The organism is Pseudomonas pisciculturae (assembly GCF_015461805.1).
Taxonomy (GTDB): Bacteria; Pseudomonadota; Gammaproteobacteria; order Pseudomonadales; family Pseudomonadaceae; genus Aquipseudomonas; species Aquipseudomonas pisciculturae.
In genome coordinates this window covers 207,782-231,129 of sequence record NZ_JACVZE010000004.1, presented here as the reverse complement: position 1 = coordinate 231,129, position 23,348 = coordinate 207,782, and the positions used below count along the sequence as shown (strand labels likewise).

General features: G+C 58.8%; 21 protein-coding genes. 6 read left to right on the top strand and 15 right to left on the bottom strand.

The genetic code is table 11. The features are described from left to right. Positions 1-75: 75 nt before the first annotated feature. The 3 genes from minE to minC all read right to left on the bottom strand — a co-directional run bounded on the left by minE (position 76) and on the right by minC (position 2,085). Positions 76-330, bottom strand: coding sequence for a cell division topological specificity factor MinE (gene minE, locus ICY20_RS13010; protein ID WP_003175252.1), 255 nt, complete (start codon positions 328-330; stop codon positions 76-78). A gap of 3 nt (positions 331-333) precedes the next feature. Next, positions 334-1,146, bottom strand: coding sequence for a septum site-determining protein MinD (gene minD, locus ICY20_RS13005; RefSeq protein ID WP_065887939.1), 813 nt, complete (start codon positions 1,144-1,146; stop codon positions 334-336). Between the two features lie 201 nt (positions 1,147-1,347). Further along, positions 1,348-2,085: a septum site-determining protein MinC gene (minC, locus tag ICY20_RS13000; RefSeq protein ID WP_159962012.1), complete on the bottom strand. Its 738-nt coding sequence runs from the start codon at positions 2,083-2,085 to the stop codon at positions 1,348-1,350. A gap of 119 nt (positions 2,086-2,204) precedes the next feature. Between minC and ICY20_RS12995 the strand changes: the two genes are divergently transcribed. Both ICY20_RS12995 and ICY20_RS12990 read left to right on the top strand, forming a co-directional pair. Further along, positions 2,205-3,140, top strand: coding sequence for a lipid A biosynthesis lauroyl acyltransferase (locus ICY20_RS12995; RefSeq protein ID WP_159962011.1), 936 nt, complete (start codon positions 2,205-2,207; stop codon positions 3,138-3,140). 113 nt (positions 3,141-3,253) lie between these two features. Then, a complete protein-coding gene (locus tag ICY20_RS12990; RefSeq protein ID WP_159962010.1) occupies positions 3,254-4,402 on the top strand; it encodes a patatin-like phospholipase family protein in 1,149 nt (382 codons plus the stop codon). Between the two features lie 48 nt (positions 4,403-4,450). On the opposite strand, the gene ICY20_RS12985 is transcribed toward ICY20_RS12990, so the two are convergent. The 8 genes from ICY20_RS12985 to puuE form a co-directional block, all read right to left on the bottom strand. Further along, positions 4,451-5,236 carry an outer membrane protein OmpK gene (locus ICY20_RS12985; RefSeq protein ID WP_159962009.1) on the bottom strand — a complete coding sequence of 262 codons (786 nt, stop codon included), beginning with the start codon at positions 5,234-5,236 and terminating at the stop codon, positions 4,451-4,453. Continuing rightward, entirely contained in the window at positions 5,233-5,628 is a 396-nt protein-coding gene (locus ICY20_RS12980; RefSeq protein WP_194937674.1) for a hypothetical protein, read from the bottom strand. The genes ICY20_RS12985 and ICY20_RS12980 overlap by 4 nt, the downstream gene beginning before the upstream one ends. 44 nt (positions 5,629-5,672) lie before the next feature. Further along, positions 5,673-7,019, bottom strand: a complete 1,347-nt coding sequence (locus ICY20_RS12975) for a nucleobase:cation symporter-2 family protein (protein ID WP_159962007.1) — start codon at positions 7,017-7,019, stop codon at positions 5,673-5,675. A gap of 198 nt (positions 7,020-7,217) precedes the next feature. Further along, positions 7,218-8,501, bottom strand: a complete 1,284-nt coding sequence (locus ICY20_RS12970) for a urate hydroxylase PuuD (RefSeq protein WP_159962006.1) — start codon at positions 8,499-8,501, stop codon at positions 7,218-7,220. Positions 8,502-8,552: 51 nt separating this feature from the next. Beyond that, positions 8,553-9,056: an ureidoglycolate lyase gene (locus tag ICY20_RS12965; protein WP_159962058.1), complete on the bottom strand. Its 504-nt coding sequence runs from the start codon at positions 9,054-9,056 to the stop codon at positions 8,553-8,555. A gap of 127 nt (positions 9,057-9,183) precedes the next feature. Continuing rightward, the gene (gene alc, locus ICY20_RS12960; RefSeq protein WP_159962005.1) at positions 9,184-10,179 is read right to left on the bottom strand and encodes an allantoicase; all 996 of its coding nucleotides are present in this window, start codon (positions 10,177-10,179) and stop codon (positions 9,184-9,186) included. 41 nt (positions 10,180-10,220) lie between these two features. Beyond that, on the bottom strand, positions 10,221-10,736 hold the full coding sequence (uraD, locus tag ICY20_RS12955; RefSeq protein ID WP_159962004.1) for a 2-oxo-4-hydroxy-4-carboxy-5-ureidoimidazoline decarboxylase: 516 nt from the start codon (positions 10,734-10,736) through the stop codon (positions 10,221-10,223). Then, the gene (gene puuE, locus ICY20_RS12950; protein ID WP_194937673.1) at positions 10,733-11,659 is read right to left on the bottom strand and encodes an allantoinase PuuE; all 927 of its coding nucleotides are present in this window, start codon (positions 11,657-11,659) and stop codon (positions 10,733-10,735) included. The genes uraD and puuE overlap by 4 nt, the downstream gene beginning before the upstream one ends. Before the next feature lie 386 nt (positions 11,660-12,045). On the opposite strand from puuE, the gene uraH reads away from it, so the two are divergent. Together uraH and ICY20_RS12940 are read left to right on the top strand one after the other, a co-directional pair. Beyond that, a complete protein-coding gene (gene uraH, locus ICY20_RS12945; protein WP_194937672.1) occupies positions 12,046-12,399 on the top strand; it encodes a hydroxyisourate hydrolase in 354 nt (117 codons plus the stop codon). A gap of 155 nt (positions 12,400-12,554) precedes the next feature. Beyond that, a complete protein-coding gene (locus tag ICY20_RS12940) occupies positions 12,555-17,807 on the top strand; it encodes a dermonecrotic toxin domain-containing protein (protein ID WP_194937671.1) in 5,253 nt (1,750 codons plus the stop codon). On the opposite strand, the gene ICY20_RS12935 is transcribed toward ICY20_RS12940, so the two are convergent. From ICY20_RS12935 to ICY20_RS12925, 3 genes are all read right to left on the bottom strand, one after another. Continuing rightward, positions 17,788-18,423, bottom strand: coding sequence for a LysE family translocator (locus tag ICY20_RS12935; RefSeq protein ID WP_159962000.1), 636 nt, complete (start codon positions 18,421-18,423; stop codon positions 17,788-17,790). The two genes, ICY20_RS12940 and ICY20_RS12935, sit on opposite strands and share 20 nt — an antisense overlap. Positions 18,424-18,435: 12 nt before the next feature. Next, positions 18,436-19,782, bottom strand: coding sequence for an NCS2 family permease (locus ICY20_RS12930; RefSeq protein ID WP_194937670.1), 1,347 nt, complete (start codon positions 19,780-19,782; stop codon positions 18,436-18,438). 160 nt (positions 19,783-19,942) lie between these two features. Further along, positions 19,943-20,377 (bottom strand): MarR family winged helix-turn-helix transcriptional regulator, encoded by a 435-nt coding sequence (locus ICY20_RS12925; protein ID WP_159961998.1) that lies wholly within the window; start codon positions 20,375-20,377, stop codon positions 19,943-19,945. Positions 20,378-20,458: 81 nt separating this feature from the next. Between ICY20_RS12925 and ICY20_RS12920 the strand changes: the two genes are divergently transcribed. Both ICY20_RS12920 and ICY20_RS12915 read left to right on the top strand, forming a co-directional pair. Continuing rightward, positions 20,459-21,625 (top strand): aminotransferase-like domain-containing protein, encoded by a 1,167-nt coding sequence (locus ICY20_RS12920; protein ID WP_194937669.1) that lies wholly within the window; start codon positions 20,459-20,461, stop codon positions 21,623-21,625. A 10-nt stretch (positions 21,626-21,635) separates the two neighbouring features. Continuing rightward, positions 21,636-22,238, top strand: a complete 603-nt coding sequence (locus ICY20_RS12915) for a glutathione S-transferase family protein (RefSeq protein WP_159961996.1) — start codon at positions 21,636-21,638, stop codon at positions 22,236-22,238. A 105-nt stretch (positions 22,239-22,343) separates the two neighbouring features. Here the strand turns inward: ICY20_RS12915 and ICY20_RS12910 are convergent, their stop codons facing one another. Further along, positions 22,344-23,240 (bottom strand): LysR family transcriptional regulator, encoded by an 897-nt coding sequence (locus ICY20_RS12910; protein ID WP_194937668.1) that lies wholly within the window; start codon positions 23,238-23,240, stop codon positions 22,344-22,346. Positions 23,241-23,348: the final 108 nt, after the last annotated feature.

Below are 23,348 nucleotides of genomic sequence, written 5' to 3'. Positions count from 1 at the left end.
CCAACGGCGGCTCGCCCACCTGTTTCCCGCAGTGGGATCAAGGTGTGCGAGCCGCCGTGGCGGCCGCCTGTTCGATCAACGATCAGGCAGGGTGATATTGAGTTCCAGAATCGAGCAGCTGCCGTCGTTTTCCAGGGCAACGTGTACATCGTCGTTGCCGATATTGACGTACTTGCGGATCACTTCTACCAGTTCCTTCTGCAAGGCTGGCAAGTAGTCCGGCGTGCTGCGTTGGCCGCGTTCGTGCGCCACGATGATCTGTAGACGCTCTTTCGCTACCGACGCGGTACTTGGCTTTTTGTTGGCCCGAAAGAAGTCGAGAAATTTCATTGTTTAGTTGCCTCCAAAGATACGCTCGAAGAATCCCTTCTTCTTAACATCGAGGAAGCGGTGTTCCACGGTCTTGCCCAGCAGGCGATCAACCGCATCGCTGTACGCCTGGCCGGCGTCGCTCTGGTCGTCAAGGATGACCGGAACACCTTGGTTGGAAGCTTTCAGGACGGCCTGGGATTCTGGAATCACGCCCAACAGGGTCACTGCGAGGATGTCCTTCACGTCTTCAACACCCAGCATTTCGCCGTTGCTGACGCGCTCAGGGTTGTAGCGGGTGAGCAGCAAGTGCTCCTTGATCGGGTCCTGGCCTTCTTCGGCGCGCTTGGATTTGCTGGCCAGCAGGCCCAGCATGCGGTCCGAGTCACGTACCGAAGAGACTTCCGGGTTGGTCACCACGATGGCTTCGTCGGCGAAGTACATCGCCAGGTGAGCACCGGTTTCGATACCGGCCGGGGAATCGCACACGACGTATTCGAAGGTTTCCTTCAGTTCAGCGAGGACTTTGCCTACACCTTCCTTGGTCAACGCATCTTTATCGCGGGTCTGGCTGGCGGCCAGTACGTACAGGTTCTCAAGGCGCTTGTCCTTGATCAGGGCCTGTTGCAGGTTGGCTTCGCCGTTTACCACGTTGACGAAGTCATACACCACGCGGCGTTCGCAGCCCATGATCAGGTCGAGGTTACGCAAACCGACGTCGAAGTCGACGATGACTGTCTTGTGGCCGCGCAGAGCGAGGCCGGTACCGATAGCGGCGCTGGTGGTGGTCTTACCCACACCACCCTTGCCGGATGTAACCACGAGAATCTTGGCCAAGGTGTTTCACCCCTAAGGAAAAAGGACTTTTCGGTCCCTGAAAAACATCTCTTGGAACTCGCTGCAGGCGGACAGCCTTTGTAGGAAAAAGATGTGGTTTGCGCGAGGCAAACGCCAACTTCCAATTATTCCTACACAAGTAATGCCGGTTTCGCTGTGCTATCAGAGTCTAGAGATGCTTGGAAAATGCGGCAGTATCCGTTAAAGACGGATGATGTTCAACAGATCGCCCGATAGGTTGACCTGCACCCCGGCCCCCCACAGCGGATCACGGCGCAAATCTTCGGAAACCTTATACCTGCCTGCGATGGACACTAGCTCAGCGCTCAATTGCTGGCAAAAAATACGGGCCTTGATATCACCCTTGATGCCGGCCAGGGCACGTCCGCGCATCGGGCCGTATACATGGATGTTGCCATCGGCGAGAAGTTCCGCCCCCGGACTGACCGAGGAGATCACCACAAGGTCGCTTCCCTCGGCGTAAATCTGCTGCCCGCCCCGTACGGGAGAGGTAATGATCTTTGTAGGCTTGATCATTGGTTCCGGTGGTTTTTCCGGTTTTTTCTTCTCTTCCCCGACCAATGGTTCAATCGGGCGTTCACGCGCACCGGACGGCGGCAGTACTGGCAGTTCAATGGCGATGGCCGCGGCAATGTCTTCGATACGGCTGGCACGAATCGCCAGGGTGCGCAGGCCATGGGAGCGGCACACGCGCATCAGGCCAGGCAGGTCGATGAGGCCTTGGCCGGCGGGCAGTTTGTCCAGCGCCAGCACCAGCGGGGCGTTGTTGAAGAAGTTGGGCGCCAAGGCGACCTTGGCGGCGAGCTGGCGGTCCAGGGCTTCAAGGTCGTTGCGGGCCAGTTCCAGCACGGTAATGGCGAGCATGCTGCCTTTCAGCTGGAACACGGGATCTTGGTCTAGCGGTTCGGTTTGGCTCATGGTCGGCAAAAGCGGCTTGTCACGAAAAGTGTCGAGACTTATAACGAGAACATCCACTGGCCGCAAGCCGAGTCGAACCGTTGTAGAATGCGCGGCCCTTGTCTTTACCGGAATCTGTAATGGATCGCCCGCGTTTTCGAGCTGTATTTTTTCACCCGCGTTTTTGGCTGTTATGGCTGGGACTCGGCTTGCTGTGGCTGGTCACCCAGCTGCCGTACCGCGCACTGCTGGTGATCGGCCGCCTGTTGGGTGCGGGAATGTACCGTGTAGCCGGCGAACGTCGCCGCATCGCTGCGCGAAATCTGGAGCTGTGCTTCCCGGAAAAATCCGCCCAAGAGCGTAAACATTTACTAAAAGAAAACTTTGCCTCCACTGGCATTGCCTTCTTTGAAATGGCCATGAGTTGGTGGTGGTCGCGCCAGCGTCTGGCGCGCCTGGCCCATGTCGAAGGTCTTGAGCATCTCAAGCAGGCTCAGTTGGATGGCAAGGGCGTGATCCTCATGGCCCTGCACTTCACCACCCTGGAAATCGGCGCCGCCCTGCTGGGGCAGAAACACACCATCGACGGCATGTACCGTGAGCACGGCAACCCGTTGTTCGACTTTATCCAGCGCCGTGGCCGTGAACGCCACAACCTCGACTCCCTGGCCATCGAACGCGAAGACGTGCGCGGCATGCTCAAGCTGCTGCGTGCCGGCCGTGCCATCTGGTACGCACCTGACCAGGACTATGGCGCCAAGCAGAGCATTTTTGTGCCGCTGTTCGGCATCCAGGCTGCCACCGTGCCGGCCACGAGCAAATTCGCCAAGCTGGGCAAGGCGCTGGTGGTGCCGTTCACCCAAGAGCGCTTGGCCGACGGCAGCGGCTATCGCCTGGTGATTCACCCGCCGTTGACCGATTTCCCTGGCGAAAGTGATGAGGCTGATTGCCTGCGCATCAACCAATGGGTCGAAGCCTCGGTACGTCAATGCCCCGAGCAGTACCTATGGACTCACCGCCGCTTCAAGAGCCGGCCACCGGGTGAGCCCAAACTGTACGAAAAACGCCGTCGATAAGACGGACGAGCACTGCACTTGTGGCGAGGGAGCTTGCTCCCGCTGGACCGGGCTGGCGGGAGCACGCTCCCTCGCCACAATAAGACCGACCTTTCCCCATATGGAGTGACGCGATGCGCCCAGCTGAACCGGTTACAGGCTTGATTCTTTCCGGCGGCGGGGCGCGAGCGGCTTATCAGGTGGGGGTATTGGCAGCGATTGCCGAGCTGTTGCCACCGGGGGCACCCAACCCGTTCCCGGTGATCGTCGGCACCTCGGCCGGTGCGATCAATGCGGTGAGCCTGGCCAGTGGTGCCATGGACTTTACCGCCGCGATCCAGCGTCTGACCGCCTTCTGGCAGGGCTTTCGCAGCCACCTGGTGTTGCGCAGTGATTGGCCAGGAGTGATTCGCCAGGCGAGTCGCTTCTGCATCCACAGCCTGTTGGGCCTGGGCGCGCAAGTGCCGGTGGCACTGCTCAATAGCGCGCCGCTGCGGGACTTGTTGCAGGAGCGTCTGAACCTGGAGGGCATTGACGAGGCCATCCGAAACAAGCATTTGCACGCGGTGGCGGTCACGGCATTCGGCTATGAATCCGGGCAGGCGGTGACGTTCTATCAGAGCGGCGGCACCATCGACGCCTGGCTGCGCCATCGCCGCATCGGCATGCCCACCCAACTCACGGTTGAGCATCTGCTGGCCAGTTCGGCTATCCCCTTGCTGTTCGCGCCGGTCAAACTCGACCAGGAATACTTCGGCGACGGCGCCGTACGCCAGTCGGCGCCCATCAGCCCGGCGCTGCACCTGGGCGCCAACCGTGTACTGGTGGTGGGTGTCAGCGGCAACCCGCGCGGCAACGAACCGGCGGTGCAACGCACCTACACCGGGCAACAGCCGACCCTGGCGCAGATCGGGGGCCATATGCTCAACAGCACGTTCATTGACAGCCTTGAGAGTGATATCGAGCTGCTGGAGCGCCTCAATCAGTTCAGTCATCTGCAGCCTGCCGACAGCGCGACACATGGGCTGGCACCGGTGGACGTGCTCGTGATCGCGCCCAGCCAGCCGATCGATGAGATCGCGGCGCGACATCGCCAGGAATTGCCGGCGGCACTGAGGTTGTTCTTGCGCGGGCCAGGGGCGACCAAGACGAGCGGGGCGGGGGTGTTGAGTTACTTGCTGTTCGAGGCGGGGTATTGCAGCGAGTTGATCGAGTTGGGGCGCCGGGATGCGTTGGCCAAGCGTGATGAATTGTCGAAATTCTTGGGACTTACACCTAACTAAATGTGGGAGGGGGCTTGCCCCCTCCCACATTTGATCTGTGGTGGTCAGTTAGAAGTGATACTTGACCAAGAAGCTCGCCGTGTCCTGAGTGGTCTTGAACGCACCCGAATCTTCAATCCCGTACTTGTTCTTCCAGTAGTCGTATTCAAAACCCACATACAACTGCTTGTCGCCCCAATGCAGCGCCTTGCCCAGGTCATATTTAACCTGCGGGTTAAAGTGCAAGTTGGCGTGGTACGTGCCGCGGGCGTTCTTGTCGTTGTCCACCACCCAGTCCATGAAGCCGTCGATCAGGATGTCGGAATTGCCCACAGGAAGGGTATACGCCCACACCGGGGTGATCTGCCAAACGCCGTCGCCAGCGCGATTGCCTTCGGTCTGGCGCTGGTAGAAGTTCAGCTGGAAGTAGTCGAAACCGGGGATGTTCAAGTCAAAGGCCGGGCCCAGCAGGTACGACTCGTTGTCGCCTTCGCCGAACTCGTAGGTAAAGGCCAGCAATACGTCTTTGATCGGGCCAAACGACAAGTCTTTATCGAAGATCTTGCCGAACGACAGGCGTGGGCTGATCTCGCCGTAGTAAGTGCTTGGGCCGACGTTGCCGTCTTCCTTGCCGTTGTAAAAGATGCGGTCGACAAACACAAAGTTGTCGCCGTATTTCCAGGCATCGGCGTGTTCGAACGTCACGGTTTGCTGGATCTGCGGGTTGACGGTAAAGCTCTTGCCCCACAGGTAGGTCAGGCTGTTGTTCTGCCACTGCAACAAATCACCGGCCACGGCTTGGCCACCGGCCAGCAGGGATCCCGCCAGCATCAGGCCTTTAAACATAGGTTTCATTCGGTTGCTCCCGAGTTAAAGTTTTGTGGTTTTTCTTCTACGCAGGCGCTCTGGTGTGGCGCCTTTTGGTTCGCTGCAAAAATCGTCTGTTCGGTCAGCTTTAGTGCTTTTAGCAAGAGCTGCGCCAAGGTGTTTAAAAAGCCAAAAAATCCCCGTCGGCTGCATGAAATGCAGTCGAATTCAGAGGACTTTTGCGCACGTTGGCCGCAGACATTAGGCCCGGATAAGTTGGCCTTGCAGTCAGCTTTTACATCTGCTGTTTTTTTTTGAGTCGATTCGAGCGGGCGCGGAGAATACTGGCTCCCAGGCCGTGGCTCAAGTGCGCTGTAACAGAGCGCGTGGGGCGAGAATGGGGCACGGCGTGTAGCCGGCCCCAGGTGGATGCTGTGCATGTAGGTATTCCCGTTTCGTTATTGTTTTTATTTGAACGAAGGAATCAATGCGTATGGGCGACAGCAGGGCGTTCAGAACCGCCGAGGATGTTGAACAGCACGTTCAGCGACAACGCACTGAGGGTGGCCATGGCGATGCCGCTGTGGGTGATCGGGCTCATCCATAGTGGCAGTTGCGCGAAGAACTCCGGGCGCACCACGGGGATCAGGCCCATGCCAATGCTCACCGCCACCAGCAACTGGTTGCGACGGTCGGCGATGTCGGCCTCCTGGAGGATCTTGATCCCGGTGGCGGCCACCATGCCGAACATGGCAATCGCCGCACCGCCCAGCACCGCCGGTGGAATCGATGCCACCAGGTACGCGGCTTTGGGCAGCAGGCTGAGCACAATCAGAAACGCGCCGGCCATGATCGTCACCGAACGGCACCGCACGCCGGTCATCTGCACCAGGCCGATGTTCTGGGCGAAGGAGGAGTGGGTAAAGGTGTTGAAGAAACCGGCGAAAAACGACGCACCGGCATCACACAGCAGGCCACGGCGCAGCATTTTCGGGGTGACGTCCTGGCCGGTGATCTTGCCCAGCGCCAGGAACATCCCGGTGGACTCGACAAAGATGATCACCACCACCAGGCACATCGACAAAATCGGCGCCAGCTCGAACTTGGGCATGCCAAAGTGCAACGGCGTGACCACCTGCACCCACGGCGCCTGGGCCAGGCCACTCAGATCGACCATGCCGAGCAGGCCGCACAGCACATAGCCCAGGCCCATGCCGATCAGTACCGAAATGTTCACCCAGAAGCCGCGCATAAAGCGGTTGATCAGCAAGATGGTGCCCAGCACCAGCGCGGCAATTGCCAGGTAGATTGGCGAGCCAAACGTCGCCGCGGCGCTGCCGCCACCGGCCCAGTTCACCGCCACCGGAAACAGCGACAGGCCGATGGCCGTGATCACCGTGCCGGTGACGAGGGGAGGGAAGAAGCGCACGACCTTGGACATGAACGGCGCGATCAGCATGCCGAAGAACCCGGCGGCGATGGTCGCGCCGAAGATGCCCTGCAAACCGATACCCGGCATGCCGGCCATGGCGACCATGCTGCCGACGGCGGCGAAACTGGCGCCCATCATTACCGGCATGCGAATGCCGACCGGGCCGATGCCGAACGACTGCACCATGGTAGCGATACCGGCCACCAGCAGGTCGGCGTTGATTAGAAAAGCGATTTCTTCACGGCTAAGCCCGGCGGCCTGGCCAATAATCAGGGGCACGGCGACGGCGCCACCGTACATCAGCAAGACGTGTTGCAGGCCTACCAGAATCAGTTGCAAGAGGGGCAGCCGCTCCATGGCAGGCGCGGCAGGAATCTGCGGTTCGACTAACTCGGTCATGCAACACCTCGGATCTTTTTTATTTTTGTGTTGTTTGGCATTCAATTGCCGGGTGGAACTCAATCTTCAAAATATTGGAGATCCCTGTGGGAGGGGGCTTGCTCCCGATAGCGGTGTGTCATTCAAAGTAACTGTGACTGAACCACCGCTATCGGGAGCAAGCCCCCTCCCACATTTGGACCTGTGTGAATCAATCAGTTAATTGGTACGGGCTCCTTGATTGATCCAGGAGCCAATCAAATCCCGCTCCTGCTGGGTCATCTGGGTGATGTTGCCCAACGGCATGATCTGGCTCGCCACGGCCTGCGCTTGAATACGCGCTGCCTGCTGCTGGATCTGCGTCGGGGTATCAAACATCACGCCCGCCGGTGCGGTGCTGAACAACGGGCTGGTGGGCTTGGCCGAATGGCACACGGTGCAGCGCTGTTCGATCACGCTGTGAACCTGGCCGAAGTCCGTAGTGGCTTGCGCCGCTGCGGGTTCTGCGGCCGGTGCTGCTGGCGCGGCGGGTTTCAAACCTCCCCCCACTGCAGTTTCCGGCAACGGTTGGTACTCGATGGCAGCCGGGGCCTTGGCAATCGGTTCAGCCGGCTTGGGGCCGGTCACGTACGCCAGGCTGATCATCGCCAACGCGCCAACCGGCAGCGTCCACGCATACTTCTGGCTGTTATGCCGGGTGTTGAAGTAGTGGCGCACCAACACCGCTGCTACCGCGATACCTGCCAGGATCAGCCAGTTGTATTGGCTGCCGTAGGTGCTCGGGAAGTGGTTGCTGATCATGATGAACAGCACCGGCAAGGTGAAGTAGTTGTTGTGGCGCGAGCGCAGCAAGCCCTTGGCTGGCAGTGCCGGGTCGGGCGTGCGGTTCTCGGCAATCGCCGCTACCAGTGCGCGCTGCGCTGGCATGATGATGCGGAACACGTTGCCCACCATGATCGTGCCAATCACCGCACCCACGTGCAAGTAAGCGCCACGGCCGCTGAACACTTTGCTGAAACCGTACGCGGCGGCAATCAACAGCACGAACAGGATAAAGCCGAGCAGGGCAGGGCGTTTGCCCAGGGCCGAATCGCAGAGGAAGGAGTAGATGAACCAGCCGGCGAACAGTGAGCCAATGCCCAGCAAGACGCCTTCGGTGCCGCTGAGTGTGCTGCCAGGGGCGAGCAGGTACAGCGTCGGGTTGAGGTAGAACACCACGCACAGCAGCGCGACGCCCGACATCCAGGTGAAATAGGCTTCCCATTTGAACCAATGCAGGTTGTCCGGCATGGTCGGTGGGGCCAGTTTGTATTTTTCCAGGTGGTAGATACCGCCACCGTGGATAGCCCACAAGTCACCGGCCAGGCCGCTCTTGGGGTTGACGCGATTAAGGTTGTTTTCCAGCCAGACGAAGTAGAAAGAAGCGCCGATCCACGCGACGCCCGTGATCATGTGAACCCAGCGCACGCTCAGGTTCAGCCATTCCATCAAATGTGCTTCCACAGTCTTTACCTCTCGCCTGTCACCCTTGTTGTCGGGTGATCAGACCTTCTCTTATTGGTGGGGGGCGAGGATCAACCGCTCATCCTCTTCAAAAAAATGCTCATCGCAGTTATTGCCTGTGCCACTGCGATCAACCACCAGGAAGTCATCCCGCTTTTCGATCGTCAGCACCGGGTGGTGCCAGACGCCGCGATGGTAATTAATGCCCTGCCTGCCGTTGGTAACGAAGGCGCGGACCAAGCCTGATACAGGTGCATCGCCAACTGGCGCGACCACGATCAGAAAGGGGTTGCCGAGCAGCGGTATGAAAGCCTGGCTGCCCAACGGGTGTCTCTCCAGCATGCACACGGTCAGCGGCATGTCCTGCGCATCGGCGCGGAAAATGCTGATGATGGCGTGGTCTTCCGGCTTAGCGGTTTCGACCGTGGCCAATTTGTGAAAGCGCATGGTCGACCCGTTGTTGATCATGAAGTGATCGCTGCCATCGGTTTCGATAACGTCTCCGAAAGGGGCGAAGGCTTCTTTGGTCAGGGGTTCGATCACTAGTGTGCGCATGGCTGTCTTCTTATCCGAATGCTGTGTTGTTTGATCTATTGTCATCGCGGGCAAGCCCGCTCCCACATGTTGATTTGTGAATACATTCAAATGTGGGAGCTGGCTTGCCTGCGATTGGGTTCACCGCTTACTTGGCTACTTTGCCCAAAACCCGTAGGCGACTCACACCCCCATCCGGGAACACATTCAGGCGGATGTGGGTAATCGGCCCCAGTGCCTTGATCTGCTCGGCGAAGCTGTGTTCAGCGTGCATTTCCAGCTTCTGTGCTGGCAGCAGTTCGCGCCAGAACAGCGATTGGGTTTCGATCTGGCTGTCGGTGCCGCCCTTCACGAAAGCGCCCTGGATGGAGCACGTGTCTGGGTAGTTGCCCTTGAAGTGCAGGGTGTCGACGATGATCTTCTCGATCTCGCCCGGGTGGCCCAGCGCGACGATCACCCAGTCATTGCCTGGCGTGCGACGACGTGCGGTTTCCCAGCCATCGCCCATGTTGATGCCACGGCCTGGATTGAGGATGTTGCTCATGCGCCCGAAGTGTTCATCGGAGCAGGCCAGTGCGCGGCCGCCATTGAGGGCTGAGGCCAGGTCGACTTGTTCATTGTCGCCAATCGACGACCAGTCGCGGAACGGAATGCCGTACACACGCAGACGTGCCACGCCGCCATCCGGGTAGATGTTGAAGCGCAGGTGGCTGAACGCCTTGTCGTTGCTGATCTCGTGGTAGTGGTGGCTGTTACCTTGCAGCTCGACGGCCGACAGCACTTCTTCCCACTGGGTGTTGTCATCCGGGTCACCCGAGGCCAGGAAGCAGGCTTCCAGGGAGGCCGACGGCGGGAAGTTGCCGGTGAAGAATGAAGTGTCGATGTCCACGCCCTTGATCGAACCCGGCACGCCCAGGCGGATCACCGCGCTGTCGTAGCCTTCAAAGCGCTTGCGGCGCGACTCCCAGCCGTCCATCCACTTGCCGTTGTCATCGAAAACGCCCTCCTTCCACACGGCCGGGGTCGGCTGGAACAGGCGGTTGGCGTCAGCGAACCAGTCATCGGTCACCGAAAGAATCTTGGTGCCCAGACGGGCGTCGGCCAGGTTGACGAACTTCTCGAAAGGTACGGCGTAAGCTTTCATTCTTCTTGTCTGCCTTAAATAGAGTGGCTGGGGATGGTCTGTTAGAGGGTCAGTAAACGGAACAACGCGATCTTGTTGATCTCGGCCAGTGCACATTTGAACTCGGCCTCGACCGAGTTGTGAATGCGCGTTTCGAACGCGGCCAGGATCTGATGCCGGTTGCTGCCTTTTACCGCCATGATGAAGGGAAACTTGAACTTGGCCTTGTAGGCATCGTTCAGCTCGGTGAAGCGAGAAAACTCTTCGGCCGTGCATTGGTGAATCCCCGCGCCAGCTTGCTCATCGGTGCTGGCTTGGGTCAGTTGGCCCTGGACGGCAGCTTTGCCCGCCAGGTCCGGGTGAGCGTTGATCAGGGCCAGCTGGCTGGCGTGATCGGCACTCAACAGGATGTCGCTCATGCGCTGGTGCAGGGTTTCGATCTCATTGATCGAGGCGTCCTGGCCCAGGTCGTAGGCCTTTTCGGCCACCCATGGCGAATGTTCGTAGATGTCGGCGAAGGCCTGGACGAATTCGTCGCGGCTCAGGGTCGAGGGTTTAAGGGTTTGGAACGCAGTCATTTCGCCGCTCCCTTGAAGGGGTGGGTTTCATGCCAGTGACGGGCAATGTCGACACGGCGAGTGAACCACACCTGCTCGTGCCCTTTGGCGTATTCAATAAAGCGCTTCAAGGCGGCCAGGCGTGCAGGGCGACCGATCAGGCGGCAATGCAGGCCGATGGAGAGCATTTTCGGCGCTTCGCTGCCTTCGGCGTAGAGCACGTCGAACGCGTCCTTGAGGTATTCGAAAAAGTCGTCGCCCTTGTTGAAACCCTGCACCTGGGTGAAGCGCATGTCGTTGGTGTCCAGGGTGTAGGGGATCACCAAATGCGGCTTGCCGGTGGGGTTGTTGGGTTCCCAGTAGGGCAGGTCATCGTCATAGGTGTCGCAGTCATAGAGAAAGCCGCCTTCCTCCATCACCAGCCGCCGGGTGTTGGGGCCGGTGCGCCCGGTGTACCAGCCCAGTGGGCGTTCGCCGGTCAATTCGGTGAGGATGCGGATGGCTTCGAGCATGTGCTCGCGCTCCTGGGCCTCGTCCATGTATTGGTAGTCGATCCAGCGGTAGCCGTGGCTGCAAATCTCATGCCCTGCCTCAACCATCGCGCGGATCACATCCGGGTGACGCTGGGCGGCCATGGCCACGGCGAAGATGGTCAGCGGGATATCGAATTCTTTAAACAGCTTGAGGATGCGCCACACGCCAGCACGGCTGCCGTACTCGTACAGCGACTCCATGCTCATGTTGCGTGCGCCTTGCAGCGGCTGGGCCGAGACCATTTCCGACAGGAATGCTTCGGACTCTTTGTCACCGTGCAAAATGTTGCGCTCACCGCCTTCTTCGTAGTTGAGTACGAAAGACAGCGCAATGCGCGCCTTGCCCGGCCAGTGGGGGTGAGGAGGGTTACTGCCGTAACCGATCAGGTCGCGTGGGTAGTCAGCGCTCACTGCAGTCTTCCTTCTTGTTCGTGATCATTCATGTGGCGGCCGGGCAGCGAAATGACTGGGTGGCGTCACAGCGATGAGTGATTGTATACAACTTATCGCTCACTTTGTAAGCCTGCATTTCTGCATTTTTTCTGCAGAGTGCTGTGTAAAGGGTGTAGCAAGAAACTTGCCCAAACGGTCAGCTAATGGACAAAAGGTCGTTTAAAAGCAAGGATCACACGTCAATTGCTCATTCAAGCACTGTGGCTGGGGTGATCAAAAAGTTTGTGATTTTTATTGTGTACAATTTTTTTAAAAAGTGTCTTAATCAGCCATCGCCGGCTTTTTCGCTGCCCTGAAAAAGTGCGGATCACTCTTCTACTGACTACAGGAGGCGCGTAGACGCCATGGGACGTTTGACCACACACGTTTTGGACGCCGCACACGGTTGCCCCGGCAGCGCTATCAAGGTTGAGCTGTACCGCGTCGAAGGCGCGCAGCTTGAGCTGGTTGCCACCACGCTGACCAACAACGACGGCCGTTGCGACGCGCCCCTGCTGCAAGGCGACGACTACCGCAGCGGCGTCTACCAACTGCAATTCAGCGCCGGTGATTACTACCGCGCCCGTGGCGTGCAACTGCCGGAGCCGGCCTTCCTCGATGTGGTTGTACTGCGTTTTGGCATCAGTGCCGAACAGGATCACTACCACGTGCCCCTACTGATTTCGCCCTACAGCTACTCCACCTATCGCGGTAGCTAGCGTCACCTCGCTTCACACCCCCAAAGCTCTTCGTTGGTTTTTTGCCCGCCCACACTGCGGGCTTTTTTTTGCGTGTTGCTTGTTCAACTATCTAACGCCTTTTAGACGGCAGCGATGCTTAGGCTAGGTGTTTTCCTCTTTGAGAAGAAAGCATCATGGCCTTATCACCAGAGCATCCGAGCGCTGCGCGCCCTTTCGATACAGACGACATCGACGAATCGCAACGCATGCGTGATCTGCTGATACGGCGGATTAACGCCAGCCCCCATCCCAGCCGGCTGATCAATCAGATCGGTCTTGCTGATTGGCGGTGTAAAGAGGCGACGCAGCAGTTGGCCCGTTTGATAGGACGCTCACCCAAGGTGCTGACCGTCATTCGCGCCGAGCTGCGTAAAGAATTTGAGATAGATCCTGACAGCTTGTTGTTCACCGAGCCCAAACCCCCAGATGAGCCCCGCAAGGTCGACAGCTTGACTGATCGGGCGTTGTCGCTATTGGTAACGCCCACGGTGGTGATCAACGTCAATCACTTCACCGCGCTCAGTGTCAGGGGCGATCCGAGCCGCCGATTACCGTACACGCCGCTGGACGTATTACAGCGCGTCATTTCGATGAGTCTCTTTGAGCGGCTGGATCAGGCGGCTTCCGACTATTGGAACACCTTGTTGGAGGGGTCGTGGCTCACCCGCCGCGAACGATGGGGCGAGTTGCAAAAGACGCTCTTCGCTGATCGCGCGTTTATAGCGTGGCAACTGGAGGAGCTCTCGAGTGCAGGAATGGCCATGGTTCAAGCCTTGATCGATGCCCCAGTTGAACAAGCGCGTGGGCGGGCGGGTGGCGAGTGGGCTCGCGTGAAAGTGAGTCAATTGATGTGGCCGGGTAATCCTGCCGTCGCAGTTCCCGGCGCTTTGCATCTCTATCGGGAGGGCGCTCCCAGCGATGCGCTGCATGTTATCTACCTGCCGGGTGCGGTCCGGAATTTCTACGAGGGGTCGTCCTTCGTTGCCCTTCAGTGCGCTCTGATGACGCTGAACAGTTCGTTGTTCCAGGCACTCTGGCAGTGCTTGCCGTTAAGTCGTCGCCGAGCCTGGCACCTGCCTGCGGACATGTCGCCAGCGAGTGGCTTCATTTGTGGTGAGGAGGTCTTGGATGATGCGCTGGAGCAAAGCGCCCAGGCGCTGCTGGAGGGGCAATGGCGCAATGAGCAGGGGTGTGCAGTGAAGGTTTATTTTGCACACATCGTGACTGACCTGCGACCTGCCCCTGCACCACTGAACGCCACACTGATCTTCGCAGCGGTAGAACATGCCAGGCAGCGACTGGTGGGCGGCGCTCGGCTCGGCCCCCTTGCCAATCAATTACTCAAATGGGACCAGCAGCGACGCGGCGAAGAAATCGTCTTCGCCAGTGCAGCGCCCGGCTTGGCCCTATACACCGTGGAGCAGCAGGTCAAACGCTACGAAAAAGGGCTGATCGCACTGCTCGACCCGGACGACGTCAGTGAAGATACGCAGGCCTATCTGGAGGTCATGTCCCTACTAAGGCAACTGAGCGTCCATACCCATGTATTGAACACGCTGATGCACGACGCTCAGTCTCGGCTGCTCGAGCTGGCTTTCTGGAAGGAACGCCCCAATGGGAAAGGCACTGCCAGACGCGTCTCGCTGTTTCTGCAAGCCCAGACTGAGGCCCTGCGTTGCGAGGCCCAGCTGCAACATCGGCTCAGGCTGATGAAAACGGCGCATCGGGATCTTGTCGTTGACGTGGTGGATAAGCCTTGGCTTTCCGATCGACTGGGCGGTCAGACTCAGGTGCTGTCAATCATGGTGGGCAGCGAGCCAGATGCCTTCTACCCATTCCAGAGTGTGTGGGTGGTCACCACGGCAGCGGCGGTCAAGGCCCCGTCCGATCAGCATCCGGTGGTGCTGTACAGCTTTGGAGGGGCTGGCGGTGTGGAGGTTTCTCCCGGGCTGGACGCTTTGACCCGCAGCATCAAGGCGAGCCTGATTAGCCCGGATGACACGGTGTTGTGGGGGGCCATGGAGCGCGACAAGCGGCGCGACTTACGCGCCCATGCAGCACGCGGAACGCTGGCAGTACGCTACGTGGCAATCAAAAGTTACGCTGCGCTGACGTCGCTTAAAAGTTTGCTTCGAAGCTACGATCGTTTAAAGAAAAGTACCGAGGACATCAGGCGTATCTACAGCGAGGTGACGGACCCCGAGTTGAGCCGCGCATTGCTGATGGTCGAGCTGGAAGATCAACTGAAGATTCCCGTCAACGACGCCCTGAACCTGGCGTTGGCCAATGTTGAACTGCTGCGCAAGGCCGCGTCCGAAGCAAAAAAATTGCCTGCCTGGTTGGCGCGCGCAACCCGTGCCCAACGTACAGACTTCTTGCACGCGCAACGTCTATACCTGGGTAATGCCTTTGCTTTCAAAGGCCGGCTTGAACAGCATCTGCCCGACTTGGAAACCTACGCCCGCCGTACTTTGACAGCTCGCTTGAGTAAGGACGGTCTCCCTGCGCAGTGGAGCATCGACGAGCCCTTTATCACGATGCCCGATGATGTGTATGGCAGTTTTTGTGTGAATTCACCCACCTGCCCGGTAGGTGATCGCAATATAAAGCTGACACCCACTACCACGCAGACGACGTTCAGCCTGCTGCAACTGACGATGCAAAACCTGGACCCGCTGGCCCCCTGGACCAAGTGGCGACTCAATCGCGCCCGCTATCTGCAGCCTGATTGGAAAGGGCGCTTGAATGCCGATTACCTGATCGAGCTGGTATCTTCGCTGGATATCGGCGGTCAATACGACGCGTTGATCAATACGGTCTTTTATCCCCAATCAACCCCGAATGGCTCCTTCAGCCAGGGACGTATCCCCGAGTTACTGAATCGTGCCTTGCACACGGGGTTCGCGTACCACCTTTTCGCGGCGACTCAACGGGGGCTGTCGGCGGCTGCACAAAGCGTATTCAACACGGCAATGGCGGCACGATCGCCGCAGGACCTGTTGAAGAACCAGCATCAGTTGCAGTTGCATGTGGTTCATCTGGTGGCGCACACGATGCAGCATGATCGCTATATCGCAGGGATAGTGCTGGTGCACGACAAGCCCTCCGGGCTATGTGTGGTTTATTGGCCCGACGGTCCGCAAGCCTTAGTGCTCGCCGAGTACGCCAGCCTTCAACAGGCCCAGGATGAACTGAATCGTATCGGTGCATTGCCGGATAACGTCAAAGTGCTTTCACGGCAGATCGCTCCCGGCTGGGCCTTTGAGGCAATCACCCATCATCCGGATCGTGTGGTCAACGTCGGGCAAACGTTGAACCCGCTTCAATTGCCGGCTTTTTTCATGTTCAAAGGGGTTGAGCAAGGGGCTGAATTCGTTCGCTCATTCAGCATCAAGCACTTGGAGCCTACGCCGCTGCAGGACGAGATCGAAAAACTGATGCTCGAACAGATTGCCAGTGATCCACTGCAGTGGCTGGCGGTTGTCCCAACGTCTCACAGTAACGCTCAAGCATTGCTGTATCGCGCCAGTGTGTTTGAGTTGCAACGCCGAACCGAGGCGGCCAGTCATTCGGGCAAAGCGCTGCAGGCCTACCGTGATCGTCGCCTTGGGGAGCAAAGCGATGCCACTAAGCGCAGGTTGGTGGCCTTTTTTTCGCCGTTGTACGCAACGTTCAATCAAGGCTATGAATTGCTTCTTGTCGCGCGGCGTTTTCATCGTTTTGGCGACCCCCATGACGCAGTCGATACGGCGTTTATGGCGATCTTTTTGGCGATCGATCTGTTATCGAACTATGTGCCTGGCCCCAGTAGGCCGGGCAGTGCAATGGCCCGCGCTGCGCGGCCGACGTCGATCGGTGTGCTGGGGCGGATACGCCGTCTGCGTATGACTGAAAGCCACGGGTCTTCCCGTTTGGTGCCAACCTCGTTGGCTCGATTCAAGGCCTTGGATCGCTTCAAGGTCAGCGGGGTGCCTGAGGGCGCCGTACTCCTCAAGGGGGTGGAAGAGCACGGTGTCCATGTGAAAAAAGGGGAATTGTTCATCGCGGATGGCGCCCACCATTTTCCGCTTTACAGGCGTGGTAACGAACAAAAATTGCGCCTCAAGAACCCACATTCACCGGGTCAAGATGAACTGATTCTGAATATTCACCAGGCCAGGGAATGGCTACTGGACGCGGATGCGCCGCAACCGGTGGCGGGGACGAGTTCGGGAATGCTGAACCCGTGGAGGCCACCCGTGCCGCCGCCGCCTGACTGGCGACCACCCACTGCGCGCAGCGCTACGCAAGACGCCATTCGTCAGTCAACCCCGGCGTCTAACCACTGGTTGGATTGGCGTGTCCCGCTTGAGAGTTTGGATGTGACTTCGCCTGCGCCTGGCGTGTTTCAGGTTGGGTCGGGCTCACGAGGACATTCGCATTATGTCCTTCGTGTGGCCCCTCCTAACATCGAACTGATGGACCCGCGCAGCGGTTATTACCGGTTACTGCCCCCAGGCGATCACGCTCCGTTGAACGACATCGTGTTCATTCACAGGAATGAACCCATGACAGCATCGGCCTGGTTTGATATTGAACGCTGGACGGCTACGCAGTCGCTTGAGCAGCCTTTTCCGGCGTCACGTAGCCCGGCGGGTGAATGGCTGATCCATGCACCGATGTTCGACAGACCGTTGCCGGAGTATGTAGGCACCGCGTTCCCTGCCATGACCGGCAAAAGCCGAGAATTTACACTGGCGAGAATCATTGAATTATCAGACTCTGAAACCTATGCAACGGCCAGTCACATGCTCAATCTGCGTGCGACGTTAGACAATTGGCTGCCCCCGGCCCCCGCGAGACCAGGTCAGACGGATGATTTGCTCAGAATGCTACGGCCCACTGTCAGGCAGAGCCGAACGATATTCATAGGCGTGCAAGACAAGGCTCCCGGCTTTACTCGTGTTGACTTCAGGATCGCCGGGTTAGACCCCGCGCTACGGCCCGATCATCCCGGCCTCAGTGTTCGACGCAATAGTGCAATGCGCGAAGCGATTACGCGCGAGTTGCAACAGCAGGGCTTCGCTGTGCAGACGGCCCGGGTAAGGCATTTCAATAAACCCACCCATGACCTGATCGCGACACATCCTCTGTCCCGTTCAAACAACGTCTACTACCTCTCAACCCATTGGGTTCAAGGAGGGACGATTCAGTTGGACAAGCGGCTGACGAATCAATGGCTCCGTGACACTGTGAGTCGGAATCCGGATGTGCCTGCATTAGCCGGTGTTGAAAGCGCCCTGCGTGAAAACCGTTTGATCCTGATTGTTGCAGGTATTCAGTGGAGCAATGAGCGCGCGCGCGCGCCCACCGTCTATTTCGCCAAAGTCAGCCGGTCCGGACCTTGAGCAGTGCCATCAGGCCTGCGCCGCCAAATAGCCCGGCACTGACGCGGTTGAACCAGCTCTGGCCTTTGCCGCTGCGCAGATAACGTGCCGCGCCCTGTGCACCGAGGCCGTAGGCCAATTTGCAGAGCAGGTCGAGCACAGCCCAGGTAGCGATCATGACCAGCAGTTGGGAGAAGAACGGTTGCTCGCTGTTGAGAAACTGCGGCAAGAAGGCGGCAAAAAACAGGATGTCTTTGGGGTTGCTCGCACCCAACACAAACGCGCGGCCAAACAGCGCGCGAAAGCGCGGGGTGGCGATGGCCTGGGGCACGACGGCGCCTTGGACGGGTTGGCGCGATTGCTGCCAGCTCTGCCAGGCGAGGTAGAACAAGTAGAGCGCGCCGACAATTTTCAAGGCACTGAACAGTTGCTCAGAGGCCAGCAGCAGGGCGCCAAGGCCCAGGGCCGAGGCGCTCAATAGGCAAATCGAGGCAAACACCCCACCGAGAAACGCTGGATACGAGCGGCGCAGGCCGTAGTTGAGGCTGTTGCTGATCATCAGCAGCGACAACGGGCCAGGGATCAGGATCACGATCAGTGCAGCACCGCTGAACAGTAGCCAGGTTTCCAGGTTCATCATTTGCTCCGTTTATAGAAATATGAATTTGGCGATAAAGATCGCGCACAGCACCCACAGGCTGACGGAAATCTCACGGTACTTGCCAGTGCCGGCCTTGAGCGCCACGTACGTGATAAAGCCCAGGGCAATACCGTCAGCAACCGAGAACGTCAGCGGCATCATGATCGCGGTGACAATCGCCGGAATGCTGTCGGTGGCTTCATCCCAATTGATATGGGCCATGCTTGCCATCATCAGCATCGCGACGTAGATCAGCGCACCGGCGGTGGCATAGGCCGGGATCATGCCGGCCAGCGGTGCGAAGAACATTGCTGCCACAAACAGCACGCCCACTGTCACCGCGGTCAGCCCGGTGCGACCGCCGGCAGCCACACCGGCGGCACTTTCCACGTAGCTGGTGACCGGCGGTACGCCGACCATCGCCCCGAACACGCTCGAAGCGCTGTCGGCTTTCAAGGCGCGGGACAGGTTATCGATCTTGCCATCGGCATTGACCAAACCGGCCCGTTGCGCGACGCCCATCAGTGTACCCGCAGTGTCAAACATGTGTACAAAAAGAAAGGCAAAAACAACGCTAATCATGCTTACATTGAATACACCTTTAACATCCATGGCCATCCAGGTCGGTGCCAGGCTCGGTGGGGTAGAGACCATGCCGTTGTAGTGCACCAGGCCCAAACCCCAGCCCGCGAGTGTGACGGCAATGATGCTGATCAGGATCGCGCCGAACACGCGGTGGTAACTGAGGATCGCGATCAGCAGAAAGCACACGGCCGCCAGCAGCGGGGCAGGTTCGTGCAATGAACCCAGCTTGATCAACGTCGCCGGGCTGTCGACGATGATGCCGGCGGTCTTCAGGCCGATCACCCCAAGGAACAAGCCGACGCCCGCACCCATGGCATGGCGCAGGCTCACCGGAATGCTGTTGAGCAGCCACTCGCGTACCCGTGAAAGCGTCAGGCCCATAAACAACACACCGGAGATAAACACCGCACCCAGTGCGGTCTCCCAGGTGTAACCCATCGTGCCGACCACGGTGTAGGTGAAAAACGCATTCAGGCCCATGCCCGGCGCCAGGCCCACGGGCCAGTTGGCGTACAGGCCCATCAACAGGCAGCCCAACGCTGCGGCGATGCAGGTGGCAACGAACGCAGCGCCGTGGTCGATGCCGGCGTCGGCCATGATGTTGGGGTTGACGAAGATGATGTAAGCCATGGTGATAAAGGTGGTGAGGCCGGCGATCAGCTCGGTCTTCACTGTGGTGCCATGCAAGCTGAGTTTGAACAGGCGTTCCAGCCAGCCATTGCGGGTGGGTTGGAGGTCCAGGGGTGAGGCTTCGGATTTGCGGCTATCCACAGCGAGTACTCCTCAAGCATTTTATTGTTATGGCCGGCGCTTTGGCGCCGTGAGGTACTGGCGGGTTTTGTTGACCAATAGGTCAGGAACTCGCACGAGGCGAATTATGCTTTTGTATACAAATAAAGCAAATAATGTTTTCGAATAGTTGAGCGAACGGCTAGTTCACCGCGCTTAATGCCTGATTGACGGCCAGCCATCCCGCTACCGCCTCTTCGCCGGCCTCGTTGAACGCTCGTTGCAGCAGTTTCACTTGCTCACGGCGCAGCGATTGCTCGAAACGCAAACCTTCTTCACTCAATTCCAGCAGGCGTTTGCGCTTGTCGGTCTCGGACGCGACGCTGTTGACCAAGTGCATTTCCTGCAACTGGCGCAGCGGCATGTTCAGCGCCTGCTTGCTCACGCCGAGCAACTCCAGCAGTTCTTTGACGCTCAAGGCCGGGTAACGAGCGATAAAAAACACGATGCGCTGGTGCACCCGGCTCAAGCCTCTGCGCTCCAGCATTTCGTCGGCTTTGGCGGTAAACGCCTGGTAGCCGAAGAAGAACGCTTCCATGGCTTCTTGCTGGGCGGCGGGTTTTTTAAGGTCAAGCATATTGACGTATCCGTATGAGTCGTCGTAATTTCAGTCAACCAGTTTGACGTATTTCCTACAGTCTTTGCTACCGGTGACCCCATGGCCTTCTCTGAACGTGTTACGCGCCTCAAAAGCTCCTTGATCCGTGAAATCCTCGCGGCAGCCCAGCGCCCGGAAGTGATGTCGTTTGCCGGTGGCCTGCCGGCCGAAGCCATGTTGCCGGCATTGAATTGGGATGATATGCCGCTGAACATCGGTCAATACGGGATGAGCGAGGGCGAACCGCAGTTGCGTGAACTGCTCGCCGCCGAGGCGCGCGCGTTGGGTATTGCGTGCCAGGCCAGCCAAGTGCTGGTGGTCAGCGGTTCCCAGCAAAGCCTGGACCTGGCCGCCAAGCTGTACATCGACAAAGGCACCCAAGTGTTGCTTGAAGGCCCGACCTATCTGGCGGCGTTGCAGATTTTCCAGTTGTTCGGTGCCGACTGCCTCACTGTGCAACTGGAGGCCGATGGCCCGGACATGGCCGCCTTGCGCATCAACCTCGAACGCCACCGCCCGGCATTCATCTACCTGATCCCGACCTTCCAGAACCCGTCCGCCGTGCGTTACAGCGAGGCCAAGCGCGAGGCGGTCGCGGCACTGCTGGATGAATTCGGCGTAACCCTGATTGAAGACGAACCCTACCGCGAGCTGACCTTCGACGGCGCCAGCGCCAAGCCCATCGCCGGGCGCCTGAAAAAAGCCAGTTGGATCTACACCGGCACGGTGTCCAAGACCTTGTTGCCGGGCTTGCGTGTCGGTTACCTGATCGCCAGCCCGGACCTGTTTCCACACCTGCTCAAGCTCAAGCAATCGGCCGACCTGCACACCAATCGTGTGGGCCAATGGCAGGCGATGCAGTGGCTCGGCAGCGACAAATACCAGCAGCATCTGGCTGAACTGCGCAGCTTCTACCGCGAGCGCCGCGATGCTTTCCAGGCAGCGCTGGAGCGTCATTTCGAAGAGCTGGCCGACTGGCAAGTGCCCCAAGGTGGATTATTCTTCTGGCTGACCTTGAAACAGCCGCTGGACACCCGCACTTTGTTGGCACCATCGCTCGATCAGAACGTCGCGTTCATGCCCGGTGAACCGTTCTTTTCCGAGCCGGACCAACACCTGGGTTCATTGCGGCTCAATTTCAGCCATATCGACCCGGCCCGCCTGGACGAAGGTCTCAAGCGTCTGGCCGCGGTAGTCCGTCAAGCACAGCACGCGCAAGCGGCATAAGGGGAGCCCCATGTACAAGGTTTATGGCGATTACAAGTCGGGCAACTGCTACAAAATCAAGTTGATGCTCAACCTGTTGGGCATTCCCTATCAATGGATCGATGTGGACATCCTCAACGGCGATACACAGACCGCTGAGTTCCTGGCCAAGAACCCCAACGGCAAGATCCCGGTGCTGGAGCTCGAAGACGGCACTTGCCTGTGGGAGTCCAATGCGATCCTCAACTTCCTGGCCGATGGCAGCGAGTTTTTACCCACCGAGCCCCGCCTGCGCACCCAAGTGCTGCAATGGCAGTTTTTCGAGCAGTACAGCCATGAGCCGTACGTTGCAGTGGCGCGGTTTATCCAGTTTTACCTGAACATGCCCGAGGATCGCCTTGAGGAATACAACACTTGCCATAAGCGCGGCTATAAGGCGTTGAAAGTGATGGAACGGCAGTTGCAGGCCACGCCGTACCTGGTCGGTGAGCAGTATTCGATTGCCGATATTGCGTTGTATGCCTACACGCATGTGGCCCATGAGGGTGGGTTTGATTTGGCGCCGTATCCTGCCGTGCAGGCGTGGTTGGCGCGGGTGGGCAGCCATCCCAAACATGTGCCGATGCTCGATTGATAATGCGGTTCAAAATGTGGGAGCGGGCTTGCTCGCGAATGCGGTGTATCAGCCAGCTTATACGGGTCTGACACACCGCTTTCGCGAGCAAGCCCGCTCCCACATTTAGCTCTGTGCAGTGTCAGAGAGTTCTTCATTGAGCACATCGAAGCAGCGCTGCGCCGCAGGGCTCAAGCCCATCCCGCTACGTGTGATCAACCCAATCTCCCGGTTCACCCCAGGGTGATCAATGGGGATGCGCTTCAACCCCTCCAGACTGTCCGCCGCCGACTCCGGCAATACACTGACCCCCAGCCCCTGGCGCACCAACGCCAGTACCGTCGACATGTAGTTGGCCTCCATCCCGGCGTTCATCGTCAGTCGCGTTTCATCGAACAATGCATCCACCTGCTCACGCACACTGCTGTCGCGGCCGGTGAGGATGATCGGCTGGTCCGCCAATTGCTCCAGGGTCAATTGGCGATGGCGCGTCAGCGGATGGTCCAGAGGTACAAACGCACACAGGCGGTCATTGAGTACCGGTACAAATTCCAGCCCATGGCTCAGCCGCGCCCGCACGCCAATACCGAAATCCACCTCGCCGGAACGCACCTGGGCATGAATGCGGTGGGCCACCAGGTCATGCAGGCGCACTTCAATTCCGGCAAAGCGCTCCCGAAACAGGCGCAGCACCGGCGGCAAGGCGCCTGCGCAAACCGAGGGCAGGGCGGCGATGGTGACCACCCCCCGGCGCAGTGCGGCGAGGTCGCGGGAGCCGGTGACGATGTTGTCCAGGTCCAGCAGCAGTTTTTCCATGGGGCCGCGGGCGTCCTGGCCGGCGGCGGTGATGCTCACATGGCGTGGGCTGCGGTCGAGCAGGGCAACGCCTAGCCAGTCTTCCAGTTGTTGAACTTGGACGGTCAGTGCTGAGGGCGACAGGTGCAGTTCGTTGGCGGCTTTGGTAAAGCTGCCGGTTCGCGCTACGGCAAGGAACGCCTGAATGTGTTGGATACTGTTCTTCATTTTGTTTTTCCGAATGCTATCGGCTGAATATTCCAATTTACAAAGACTAACCCGCTTCCAATACTCCGTGGAAAACAATAACCGGCCACCAAGGCCGCTCTGGAGTAA

Bases quoted from the DNA above. Each gene is read 5' to 3' on its own strand.
- minE (WP_003175252.1), bottom strand. From the start codon at position 330: ATGAAATTTCTCGACTTCTTTCGGGCCAACAAAAAGCCAAGTACCGCG.
- minC (WP_159962012.1), bottom strand. From the start codon at position 2,085: ATGAGCCAAACCGAACCGCTAGACCAAGATCCCGTGTTCCAGCTGAAA.
- ICY20_RS12995 (WP_159962011.1), top strand. From the start codon at position 2,205: ATGGATCGCCCGCGTTTTCGAGCTGTATTTTTTCACCCGCGTTTTTGG.
- ICY20_RS12990 (WP_159962010.1), top strand. From the start codon at position 3,254: ATGCGCCCAGCTGAACCGGTTACAGGCTTGATTCTTTCCGGCGGCGGG.
- ICY20_RS12985 (WP_159962009.1), bottom strand. From the start codon at position 5,236: ATGAAACCTATGTTTAAAGGCCTGATGCTGGCGGGATCCCTGCTGGCC.
- ICY20_RS12980 (WP_194937674.1), bottom strand. From the start codon at position 5,628: ATGCACAGCATCCACCTGGGGCCGGCTACACGCCGTGCCCCATTCTCG.
- ICY20_RS12975 (WP_159962007.1), bottom strand. From the start codon at position 7,019: ATGACCGAGTTAGTCGAACCGCAGATTCCTGCCGCGCCTGCCATGGAG.
- ICY20_RS12965 (WP_159962058.1), bottom strand. From the start codon at position 9,056: ATGCGCACACTAGTGATCGAACCCCTGACCAAAGAAGCCTTCGCCCCT.
- alc (WP_159962005.1), bottom strand. From the start codon at position 10,179: ATGAAAGCTTACGCCGTACCTTTCGAGAAGTTCGTCAACCTGGCCGAC.
- uraD (WP_159962004.1), bottom strand. From the start codon at position 10,736: ATGACTGCGTTCCAAACCCTTAAACCCTCGACCCTGAGCCGCGACGAA.
- uraH (WP_194937672.1), top strand. From the start codon at position 12,046: ATGGGACGTTTGACCACACACGTTTTGGACGCCGCACACGGTTGCCCC.
- ICY20_RS12940 (WP_194937671.1), top strand. From the start codon at position 12,555: ATGGCCTTATCACCAGAGCATCCGAGCGCTGCGCGCCCTTTCGATACA.
- ICY20_RS12935 (WP_159962000.1), bottom strand. From the start codon at position 18,423: ATGAACCTGGAAACCTGGCTACTGTTCAGCGGTGCTGCACTGATCGTG.
- ICY20_RS12925 (WP_159961998.1), bottom strand. From the start codon at position 20,377: ATGCTTGACCTTAAAAAACCCGCCGCCCAGCAAGAAGCCATGGAAGCG.
- ICY20_RS12920 (WP_194937669.1), top strand. From the start codon at position 20,459: ATGGCCTTCTCTGAACGTGTTACGCGCCTCAAAAGCTCCTTGATCCGT.
- ICY20_RS12915 (WP_159961996.1), top strand. From the start codon at position 21,636: ATGTACAAGGTTTATGGCGATTACAAGTCGGGCAACTGCTACAAAATC.
- ICY20_RS12910 (WP_194937668.1), bottom strand. From the start codon at position 23,240: ATGAAGAACAGTATCCAACACATTCAGGCGTTCCTTGCCGTAGCGCGA.